This window comes from Psychrobacter sp. UBA6739, assembly GCF_002453835.1.
In the GTDB taxonomy this organism is placed as follows: domain Bacteria; phylum Pseudomonadota; class Gammaproteobacteria; order Pseudomonadales; family Moraxellaceae; genus Psychrobacter; species Psychrobacter immobilis_A.
This window is the reverse complement of the sequence record NZ_DKHR01000002.1, coordinates 265-7569: the sequence shown is the minus strand read 5'-3', so window position 1 is coordinate 7569 and position 7305 is coordinate 265. Positions and strand designations below refer to the sequence as shown.

Sequence of the window (7305 nt, the reverse complement as noted above, 5' to 3'; positions counted from 1 at the left end):
CTGCCGTCATGGCTTGCAGATTCCACAGCGTATCGCGCAAGCTTTCGCCTTTTCTGGTACTAGAGCACTCGATATCGATATTAAGCACATTGGCACCGAGACGCTTTTCGGCTACTTCAAAGGTCGTACGGGTACGCGTTGACGGTTCAAAAAACAAATTCATTACCGTATAGCCTTCAAGCTCGGGACGGTTAATGAGCTGTCCGTTATCATCAAAAAACGTCTCTGCTTTGGCAATAATAGCCTGCAACTGCGCCTTATTAAGACCTTCTACTCCCAAAAAATGGCGAATACTGCCATCGCTATTAAGCTGCGGACGACTTAACGACGCATCAAGTTTATCATGAATGGTATCAGGGTCGAATTTGGCATAATCCGTTGGCGAGACGGTCTGAGTTGAGCGGCTATCGATAGAATTTGGCATAATGGCAGGTCTTTATTGTTGGTTTATATGATTTAATAATCATTATTTATGCGTTTTTTGGCGATTTATAGTCGACGATAAGCACAGAGACAAGGACATTTTGGCACTTATTTGCTACAATTTACCCCAGTGGCAGTGAGAGACGTAGCGCCGTAAAAAACAGCCATTGTCATCCGCTTGGGCAGTAGCCATAGACCTGTCAAAACCATCATTAAAAATCCGCTTAGCCAAACGATAAATAAATAATAATAGTGATAGTGTAGCTGATTTTGTGGTCAGGACAAAGATGCCGTGCGAGGTATTTAAAAATTTGCCAGATTTAGGTCTGTAACGTGCGACCCAACCGACTTTCCAACCCCTTATTTAATCCTTAGTTTCAGTAGCCTTTATTTTAACAGCATTTATTAGGAAGCCTTATGACAACCCTTACAGACTATCTCAATGATTATTCACCCAATCCTGCACTGAGTGACGTTATTACGACTGTCACTGACGTGGGTAAAACCATCTCACAATTATTGAGAAAAGGGGCGCTAGCCGACATTCTAGGCGAAGCTGGCAACCAAAACGTCCAAGGTGAAGACCAAAAGAAACTGGACGTACTGGCCAATGACTTATTATTAGGTGCTTTGGCGAAAAATACACATTGTGCAGGCGTTGCCTCAGAAGAGCTTGACGACGCTACCCCTGCCAATGCAGATGGCAGTTTGTTGGTATTGTTCGATCCGCTTGATGGTTCATCAAACATCGATATTAATATGGCCGTTGGCACTATCTTTTCTGTTTTACCGTACCAGCGCCAAGGTCAAATCAGTGAAAATAGCGACTTCTTGCAAGCTGGTAATCAACAGCTAACAGCAGGCTATTTGTTATATGGCACCTCTACCGTACTAGCGCTAACTATCGCCGATCATGTCGTGATGTTTAGCCTAGATCCTGACACTAACGATTATGTGCTCATACAAGAAAATGTGCAAATCGATGCCGATACCAGCGAATATGCTATCAATGCTTCAAACTACCGCTACTGGCGCGCACCCATGCAGCAGTATATCGATGAGTTAATTGCTGGCGAAACGGGTGTCCGTGGTCGCGATTTTAATACGCGCTGGGTGGCGGCCATGGTCGGTGATGTGCATCGTATTTTATGTCGCGGTGGTCTCTTCACTTATCCGTTCGATACCAAATATGCCAATAAAGCGGGCAAATTACGCTTGATGTATGAAGCCAATCCAATGAGCTTATTAATTGAGCGTGCGGGTGGCGCTGCTACCGATGCAGTCAATCGTATTTTAGACATAGAGCCAACCGATATTCACCAACGCGTCCCAGTGGTACTAGGCAGCAAAAATGAAGTCGATTATGTTAAAAATCTGCATGTAACTTACGCTGATAAATAAGCACTTTGCCTTTACTTTGATAACAATCAGTATAAAGTCAAAACATTTGTAAGCTTTATACTGATTGTTTAATTTTTTTATATTTTTTTCTAAGCGATCCACTATGGTAGCAAATCCCACCGAGCTTATTACCTCAGATAAAAATACGACCGTTAAACTTGTCAAATCCTTGTTAACGCAAGCGCGGCAGCGGAAGAAGCAAGGGCAAACGGTGATTGAGGGCGTCCATCTCATCGATGCAGCGCTACGTAGCGACTACCCGTTTGTCCAAATCCTACTCGCAGAGTCTGCGCACAACCATCCTGAGGTTCAGCAAATTTTGACGCGCTTGCCTACTTATACGCCTACTTTAACCTTATCAAATTCGCTGTATGAGAGCATTCGTAGCTTAGGTACTGGTATCGATATCATGGCAATCATTAAGGTACCAACGCCTAGTTTATCGATGATTAATGATGACTGCTTGATTTTAAATGATGTGCAAGACAGCGGCAATGTGGGCACGCTATTACGCACCGCAGCAGCGGTTGGCATCAAAAATATACTCTGTACCAGTGCGACAGCACAAGTGTGGTCTCCTAAGACATTACGAGCAGGCATGGGCGCTCAGTTTGCTCTGACTATTTATGAAGGTCTAAATGTGCAAGATATTTTGGAGCATGTGCAAACACCGCTATTTGCTACCAGCTCCCATACTGATACAGTCATTTATCAACATGACTTAAAAAAACCTATCGCTTGGATTATGGGGCATGAGGGACAAGGTGTTTGTGATGAGCTGATGCAGTGCGCCACCCCTATCGCTCTACCACAGCCTAATGGTCAAGAAAGCCTTAATGTCGCCATTGCAGGCTCATTATGCTTATATGAAACGCTACGTCAAAGAAATTATAACTAATGTTGTTTGACTGAATCAAAAACATACCTCTCAAATACGAAAAACCCGCTATAAATAATAGCGGGTTTTTCTACTTAACTAATCACTAAATAACGATTAAACCTTGCTAGTAAGCTCAGGCAATGCTGTAAATAAATCCGCTTCTAAGAAATAATCAGCAACGCTAGCGATAGGTGCTTCTGGGTCATTGTTGATAGCGACAATAACTTTAGAATCTTTCATACCCGCTAAATGCTGAATCGCGCCTGAAATGCCCGCTGCGATATATAAGTCTGGTGCAACGATTTTACCCGTTTGACCGACCTGCATATCGTTTGGTACGTAACCTGCGTCAACAGCGGCACGTGATGCGCCAACAGCAGCGCCAAGTTTATCAGCCAATGGCTCGATATATTTGGTGAAGTTTTCGCCATTTGCTAAGGCACGACCACCAGAAACCACAATGCCTGCTGAAGTCAATTCAGGACGGTCAGATTTCGCCATCTCTTCATTAACGAAGCTTGCTTTGCCAGTTTCTTGCACGTTTTCGATTGTCTCAACAGTAGCTGAACCGCCTTCGCTTGCTACTGGGTCAAAAGCCGTGGTACGTACTGTCATAACAACTTTATCTTCTGATGTTTTGACAGTTGCTGTTGCGTTACCAGCATAGATAGGACGCTCAAACGTTTGCGCATCTACGACGGCAGAGATTTCTGATAGCATGCTTACGTCAAGTAAAGCGGCAACGCGTGGCATAAAGTTCTTACCAGTGGTGGTAGCAGGTGCAAGGATATGGCTGTAATCACCAGCGATATCAGCAACCAATAGCGCGACGTTACCCGCCAATTGATGCTCATAGGCAGCGTTGTCTGCTAATAATACTTTAGTCACGCCTTCTGCTTTAGCTGCTTGGTCAGCGACAGCTTGAGCACCACTACCTGCAACCAACACATGGATATCATCACCCATTTGCTTAGCAGCAGCGATGGTATTCAAAGTTGCCTTTTTTAGACTGGCATTGTCATGTTCTGCATATACCAAAATTGCCATGATTTTAATCCTTTTTTGTTCGTATCATCTATTCATGCGGTTGTTTGTGTACAAAGCTGTTTGAGCAACTATTATTTAATATGAAATAAATCAGTTAAATCTATAGCCTTGTACAGGATATGCCGTAGCGAAGTATCCAATCATTGAAACATTAAATGACTTTTGCTTCGTTTCTTAGCTTATCGACCAACTCATCCACTGAACCCACTTTGATGCCAGCTTTACGTTCAGCAGGTGGCACAACTTTAATGATCTCTTGCTTAGAGGCCATATCAACACCAAAATCAGCAGGCGTTTTTTCGTCAAGTGGCTTTTTCTTCGCTTTCATGATGTTAGGCAATTTAGCATAACGAGGCTCATTCAAACGCAAATCAGTGGTAATAACCGCTGGTAGCTCAAGTGCTAGCGTCTGTAAACCACCGTCGATTTCACGAGTCACGTTTACTTTATCGCCTTCAACTTTCACTTCTGATGCAAACGTACCCTGACCGATACCCATCAATGCCGCTAGCATCTGACCAGTCTGGTTGTTATCATCATCAATGGCTTGCTTACCCAATAAGATAATATCAGTGCCTTCACTCTCGGCGATATTTTTGAGGATCTTAGCAATTTGTAATGGATACGGCTTGTCATCAGTCAACACTAAAACACCACGATCAGCGCCCAATGCTAACGCTGCACGAATTTGCTCTTGTGATTCTTTTGGACCGATTGAAGCAACAATGATTTCATCAATCACACCCGCTTCTTTTAGACGAACCGCTTCTTCTACTGCAATCTCATCAAAAGGGTTGATTGACATCTTAGTGTTTGATAAATCAACGCCAGAGTTGTCAGCTTTTACACGAACTTTTACGTTGTAATCAATGACACGCTTGACCGCTACTAATGCTTTCATACGTTCCTCGTTTATTAATGTTATGAATTAAAAATTGTCAGTTAAGAACCAAAGGTTCATTTTTTAAACTGTCGTTCAAAATACTACTTAGGATTGTTACTGCGTCAACAGATAGTAGTTAATTAAGCAAGAAGAAACAATACCGAAAATGGTATTAGTATCACACTACTCATTGATAAAATCTGCTAAAGCTAAGCCAACCGTTATTATCAGACCCCTGTATCTTGCGTGACCACAGGCATAAGGTCAAGACAACGCCGTGAATAATGCGTCATAAATTTGTCACCATTCTATAATAAATAGTTTATAAGTGCACAATTTTACAGCCTTCTTTAACCTACATTCTCAATATTTCACCTGTTTTTAGCACTGTCAACACGATAGTTACTTAATGGATTGTTGTGATCTATCTCGTTGGCATCAATCGAGAACAACAATCAAAAACTCAAAATCTACGATTTGCTGTTTTTACTGGAACCAATCAGCAACTCACTGTCGCGTATATCATCGAATAATGACCAGTCAGGCGTAACCGCATTATTTTTGATGACACTCATATCCCCTGTAGTTTCCATAATGACAGCAAATACTTCCGTTTTAGACTTGATCCCATTCTTGCGTAAAACCTGTTGAACATCACTGGTACTAAGATTGGCCTCTTTTAAATTTCCACTAAAATACTCGCCATGGGCCATTAATATAATGGCTCGATTGTCTATCAGAGATTTTAACGGTTTGAATTTACGCCTGATAAATGAGATAACCCCTTGAATCACAAATAATACCGCGACAGCAAACAGCCCTTGCATTAATGAAGGTGTGTCTGATAGCACCGTTGAAGCGAGTATACTGCCAATACCAACAGTCATCGCAAAATCATGGCTTGAGAGCTTGGAGAAACTTCGCAATCCCATCAATCTTGTAAACAACATTAACCCTAAATAAAAACCGATTGCAGATAGAGAAATACCCAGCACTTGCTGCCAATCGATTGAAAACCATGCCTCCCACTTCATAAAACAACCTCATTTTGTTAGATCTTTTTTGAGTCAGTGCTGATGACTGACAGCTAATATCAGTATGCTTTTGATGATTTTACGTTTATAGCGAGAAAAATGGCATAAAAAAAGCAACCTGATAAGAGGTTGCTTTTTTTTAGAGTTGAAACAGTATTTTTATTGTTTTAACAAACAAAGGCATCAATGCATATTGATAATCTTACTACCATCAAGCTTACTGACTAATCAGCTTACCAGATGTTAAATGAGATTAGATAGCTTCGATTTGCTCGGCTTGTGGGCCTTTTTTGCCATCACCTAAGATGAAAGACACTTTTTGGCCTTCGGCTAGAGTTTTGAAACCGTTACCTTGGATAGCGCTGTAGTGAGCGAATACGTCTTGTCCGCCATTGTCTTGAGCGATAAAACCAAAACCTTTAGCTTCATTAAACCACTTTACAGTGCCTTCAACTTTATCTGACATAAATTTTCCTAACTCTTTAACTGTTGGCGAGACGTGTGTCATCACCGATTAATTGATATATACTCAAGTATTTTCTGCTGAATGCGTCGGCTTAAACCCTTGATATATCTAGAAGATATACTATCTGTTCTCGCCTCAAATCCTTTGAGTACAAGCTGATTATAACAGCTTTTCTCAACTGCAACAGGTTAAATTACTTTTTTTTGTAAATAATTCACTTCTTATGTAAAGGGAATGGTTAGGATGACGTTAATCTATCTAAGCTATTGATTTTCATAACTATTTGTTGTTATCTAGCAAACCATAACGAACACTCATCACGTTTTTCTTAATGATAAAATTAATAAATTAACTATTTAACTCGATATCTATTGCGGTAACGGTAGCCATGGTGACGATAATACCAGTAGACATAGGGCAAAAAATATCAAGGAAAACGATTGGCTATAAGCGATGTACTTAGCTGGAACCACCAAGTCTTTCGGTGAATCGGGTATGCCTTTACGTTTGAGTAGCCGTGTGCCGTATATCCAGCCATAGATGGTATAGATACTATAAGCGACCGGAACTGCGAGCGCTAATGGCGCTAGATCGATAACATATAAGGCGACTGTCGAGACAAAAAACCAAGCGGTATCAATCAAGGAGCTGATTTGGAAAAATTTGGACTTTGGCAGCTTACCCTGATTGCTTTTGAGCATCTCCCCTTCTATCCATATCAAAACAGCCACGATAGCGCTCAGAGTAATATATGCGAATTGCGGCGTTAGCCAGTTAGGATTTGGTATTTGCACAACAGACAACCTGTAATCAAGAAAAAATAAGAATAAGAAGCGATATGAAATAACGCTTTAAGTAAGACAAAGTCATTGATAAAAATGATGAAGGCTGTCTATATGAGGCAGAGATGCTGCGTTTTCAACCAATATTAAAGCAATTGACATGAAAACCTTACTTAGCTTATTGAAATAATAGCCATTAAAAAACCCGTGCTATCAAGTGATAACACGGGTTTTGATTTCTGGATGAGCGATTAATTACCTAATCGCTCACTAGCCAATTAGTTTTTGTCTTTATCGATGATTTTGTTGCCGCCAATCCAAGGCATCATGCCGCGCAATTTAGCACCAGTCACTTCAATTTGATGCTCAGCGTTGTTACGACGACGTGC

7 protein-coding genes and 2 pseudogenes are annotated in these 7305 nt (G+C 41.2%); 2 read left to right on the top strand and 7 right to left on the bottom strand.

Annotated features, from left to right (window positions below; all coding sequences use genetic code 11):
* Positions 1-424 (bottom strand): annotated as a pseudogene (gene pyrB / locus B2575_RS00365) (aspartate carbamoyltransferase catalytic subunit); the annotation flags it as partial.
* A gap of 416 nt (positions 425-840) precedes the next feature.
* Between pyrB and B2575_RS00360 the strand changes: the two are divergent.
* Together B2575_RS00360 and B2575_RS00355 are read left to right on the top strand one after the other, a co-directional pair.
* The gene (locus B2575_RS00360) at positions 841-1824 is read left to right on the top strand and encodes a class 1 fructose-bisphosphatase (protein ID WP_296239656.1); all 984 of its coding nucleotides are present in this window, start codon (positions 841-843) and stop codon (positions 1822-1824) included.
* 103 nt (positions 1825-1927) lie between these two features.
* A complete protein-coding gene (locus tag B2575_RS00355; protein WP_296239654.1) occupies positions 1928-2722 on the top strand; it encodes a TrmH family RNA methyltransferase in 795 nt (264 codons plus the stop codon).
* Positions 2723-2818: 96 nt separating this feature from the next.
* Here the strand turns inward: B2575_RS00355 and B2575_RS00350 are convergent, their stop codons facing one another.
* From B2575_RS00350 to B2575_RS00325, 6 genes and pseudogenes are all read right to left on the bottom strand, one after another.
* Positions 2819-3751, bottom strand: coding sequence for an electron transfer flavoprotein subunit alpha/FixB family protein (locus tag B2575_RS00350; RefSeq protein WP_296239653.1), 933 nt, complete (start codon positions 3749-3751; stop codon positions 2819-2821).
* A 151-nt stretch (positions 3752-3902) separates the two neighbouring features.
* Positions 3903-4652, bottom strand: a complete 750-nt coding sequence (locus B2575_RS00345) for an electron transfer flavoprotein subunit beta/FixA family protein (RefSeq protein WP_045446670.1) — start codon at positions 4650-4652, stop codon at positions 3903-3905.
* Positions 4653-5104: 452 nt separating this feature from the next.
* Entirely contained in the window at positions 5105-5668 is a 564-nt protein-coding gene (locus B2575_RS00340) for a DUF421 domain-containing protein (protein WP_045446667.1), read from the bottom strand.
* Between the two features lie 253 nt (positions 5669-5921).
* Positions 5922-6134 (bottom strand): cold-shock protein, encoded by a 213-nt coding sequence (locus B2575_RS00335; RefSeq protein WP_057758834.1) that lies wholly within the window; start codon positions 6132-6134, stop codon positions 5922-5924.
* 368 nt (positions 6135-6502) lie between these two features.
* On the bottom strand, positions 6503-6928 hold the full coding sequence (locus B2575_RS00330) for a hypothetical protein (protein ID WP_201619956.1): 426 nt from the start codon (positions 6926-6928) through the stop codon (positions 6503-6505).
* A 266-nt stretch (positions 6929-7194) separates the two neighbouring features.
* A pseudogene (locus B2575_RS00325) lies at positions 7195-7305 on the bottom strand (ketol-acid reductoisomerase); the annotation flags it as partial.

Bases quoted from the DNA above. Each gene is read 5' to 3' on its own strand.
- B2575_RS00360 (WP_296239656.1), top strand. From the start codon at position 841: ATGACAACCCTTACAGACTATCTCAATGATTATTCACCCAATCCTGCA.
- B2575_RS00355 (WP_296239654.1), top strand. From the start codon at position 1,928: ATGGTAGCAAATCCCACCGAGCTTATTACCTCAGATAAAAATACGACC.
- B2575_RS00350 (WP_296239653.1), bottom strand. From the start codon at position 3,751: ATGGCAATTTTGGTATATGCAGAACATGACAATGCCAGTCTAAAAAAG.
- B2575_RS00345 (WP_045446670.1), bottom strand. From the start codon at position 4,652: ATGAAAGCATTAGTAGCGGTCAAGCGTGTCATTGATTACAACGTAAAA.
- B2575_RS00340 (WP_045446667.1), bottom strand. From the start codon at position 5,668: ATGAAGTGGGAGGCATGGTTTTCAATCGATTGGCAGCAAGTGCTGGGT.
- B2575_RS00335 (WP_057758834.1), bottom strand. From the start codon at position 6,134: ATGTCAGATAAAGTTGAAGGCACTGTAAAGTGGTTTAATGAAGCTAAA.